At 71.5% G+C, this 1,546-nt stretch carries 1 protein-coding gene; it reads right to left on the bottom strand.

The genetic code is table 11. The features are described 5' to 3' along the window. Nucleotides 1-1,457: YfjP family GTPase (locus GA0115259_RS35955; RefSeq protein WP_237540736.1), on the bottom strand; the 1,457-nt coding region annotated here is incomplete at its 3' end. Nucleotides 1,458-1,546 lie beyond the last annotated feature (89 nt).

The raw sequence follows: 1,546 nt of genomic DNA, 5'->3' as shown, positions 1-1,546 counted from the left end.
ACCGCGCCGACCGCCCAGGCCAGCCGGTCCGTGAACTGCTCGCGCGAGCGCTCACCGAGCCCGGGCCGCCCGTCCGCGACATACGCGGGACGCAGCCGCCGCGCCGCCGCGTCCACATCGGCCGAGAGCCGCCGTGCCGGCGCGCTCCGCTCCTGTACGAACCGTCCGAGCAGCTCCCGCAGCTCCCCGACGCCCTGCCCGCCGAGGGCGGAGAGCGCGAGCACGGTGGCGCCGGGCTCACCGTGTTCGCCGAGGGCCATACCGTCCTCGTCCAGCAGCCGGCGCAGATCGTCCAGCACCAGGTCGGCGGCCTCGCCGGGCAGCCGGTCGATCTGGTTGAGCACGACGAAGGTGATCTCTGCGTGCCCGGCCAGCGGACGCAGATAGCGCTCGTGCAGGGCGGCGTCCGCGTACTTCTCCGGATCGACGACCCAGATGACCGCGTCCACGAGCGCGAGCACCCGGTCCACCTGCTCACGGTGGTACACCAGGGCCGAGTCGTGGTCGGGAAGATCGACGAGGACGAGCCCGTGCAGCTCGTCGTCGCCGTCGCCGCCCGCGAGCGGCCTGCGCCGCAGCCGGCCGGGAATCTCCAGCCGGTCGAGCAGCCCGGCCGCGCCGTCCGACCACATACAGGCGATGGGTGCCGAGGTGGTGGGCCTGCGCAGGCCGGTCTCCGAGATCGGCACTCCGGCCAGGGCGTTGAACAGCGTCGATTTACCGCTGCCTGTCGCTCCCGCGATGGCGACGACCGTGTGGTACGAGGAGAGCCGCTGGCGGGCGGAGGCCTCCTCCAGAACATGTCCGGCCTCGGCGAGGAGGGCGGAGTCCAGCCGGGCTCTGGAGAGGCCCACCAGCTCGCCGAGGGCGTCCAGACGTCTGCGCAGGGAGCCGCCGTACGCACCTCCGATGGGCGTGTGCTCCTCGCTCTCGCCGGAGGCGCTCCCGCTGCCGTCCTGGGCGCCGGTCAGGCCCTGTACGCCGTGCACGGCGTACACGGCGTCGCGCGCGCTCTGTACGCCGTGCGCGGAATGGAGGCCGCTGGGAACGCCGCTGAGGTCGCCCACCTCCTCCAGTCCCTCCAGGTCGGCGTCGAGGTCGCCCTTCTCGGCGGCGCGGCGGGCGATGAAACCGTCGTCCCAGCCGCCGGAGGTTCCCTTGGCGGCGCCCGCCTCGGCGGCGGCGCCGGATTCGTCCGTCGACCTCGCACTCCCGGCGTCCTCGGAGCCCACGGAGCCACTACCGGCGTTTTCATCCTCGGAACCGCCCAGGGATTCGCCGCCCGGGGATTCGCCATCCCTGGATTCGCCGCCGTGAGATTCGCCGCCGTCGGCGGCCTTGTCCGCCCTCTTCACATGGCCCGCACCATTCACATTCTTTGCATTATTTGCGCTATTCACGTTATCCGTGTTATCTGTGTTATCCGTAACAGCGGTCACATCGGCCACTTCGGTCATCTCTCCTTCTGGAGTACGGACAGCGCGGCGATCAGCTCGGCCTGCGGCTCCGGCGTCACCTCAAGGGCGTCGAGAGGTGCCAGCCGCCG

The sequence above is a fragment of the Streptomyces sp. MnatMP-M17 genome, assembly GCF_900091995.1.
GTDB lineage: Bacteria > Actinomycetota > Actinomycetes > Streptomycetales > Streptomycetaceae > Streptomyces.
This window is presented reverse-complemented; position numbering and strand designations above follow the sequence as displayed.